This is a genomic window from Wolbachia endosymbiont of Cardiocondyla obscurior, from assembly GCF_902713635.1.
Taxonomy (GTDB): Bacteria; Pseudomonadota; Alphaproteobacteria; order Rickettsiales; family Anaplasmataceae; genus Wolbachia; species Wolbachia pipientis.
This window is the reverse complement of record NZ_CACTIU010000113.1, coordinates 1-1,149: the sequence shown is the minus strand read 5'-3', so window position 1 is coordinate 1,149 and position 1,149 is coordinate 1. Positions and strand designations below refer to the sequence as shown.

The 1,149-nt window shown below is 38.6% G+C and carries 1 pseudogene; it reads right to left on the bottom strand.

From position 1 onward, the window contains the following. Positions 1 to 15 precede the first annotated feature (15 nt). Positions 16 to 1,078, bottom strand: a pseudogene (gene terL, locus WOCAOBSORBRA_RS05990) (phage terminase large subunit); the annotation flags it as partial. Positions 1,079 to 1,149: the final 71 nt, after the last annotated feature.

Genomic DNA, 1,149 nt, shown 5'->3' with positions numbered 1-1,149 from the left:
AATAAATTTAGGTTTTTAGATATATCTTAACCATCTAAATGGTTTATTAGGGTTGGGGCCAAAGTCCCTGACCCTGAAAGCACTGGTGTTGGTTTTTCTCATCCATTGCAGATATTGCACCGTACTATCCACTTGATCATCGTGGCAAGCTTCTGGGAACATTAAAATTTCGTACTCGAAATCATTTAACCATACCGCTTGCTGTGGCAGAAAAACCCTGCTAGACTCTATCACCGGAACAATTTTGAGTGAGTTTGTCATTGTGTGGAATTATTTCGATAATCGGTAGATCGCTATTTGCCTTTAGCTCTTGTGTTAATTGTTGACCACTCGTTTTTGCTTCGATCAAAATTGCGTGTGGCGTCCATCTTGCAGCTAGTGACAGAACTTGCTCTTTAAGCTTTGGGTACTCAAGCTTTGCTCGATATACATCAAGTAAATAGAATTTATTATCTATTTTTGCCCAGGTGGTGCAGACGCTAAAGTCGCTGGAATCGTTTGTTGAAACTGCAGTGTTCCAGCTTTGAGTTACATGTGAGAGATTATCAGGGAAATTTTTATAGCGCTTTAGCCACTCTTGTTTTATTATACCGCTTGAAAGTGGTAGAGGATTTTGTTGATATTGAGCAGCAAAAGCGTAACTCCCGAGTTCAACTTTTATCATCTCAACTTCTTCTCTTCCTCCCTCCAGGGGATATAATAACTCATTCTCTTCTCTTGAATATAAACCTTTTTCTTGTGTCGTAATTGAGTCGATTATCTCCACTTTTTCAGAAATCATTGGCAAACAAATGTGATGCCATATGTTTTTTGGCTTGGATAAGAGGTGCCCAGTTAAGTCTTCCAGGTGGAGCCTATGCATCACAAGCACAATTACTCCTTTTTTTCTATCGTTGAGTCTCGTTACTAAAGTCTGATCGAACCAGTTTGTGGCACGTTTTCTAAATGTTTCACTCAAAGCTTGAGCAGGGTTAAGCGGATCATCCACAATAATAAAGTCACCACCTTCACCGGTTAATGTTCCTCCAACTGATGTTGCGATTCTGTATCCTCTCTGCACTGTTTGGAATTTATATTTATAGTATTTTCTAAAATGAATGATAAATTTCCATTATGGTATTACCAACCAAAAGTTGTAAGTCTGTATAT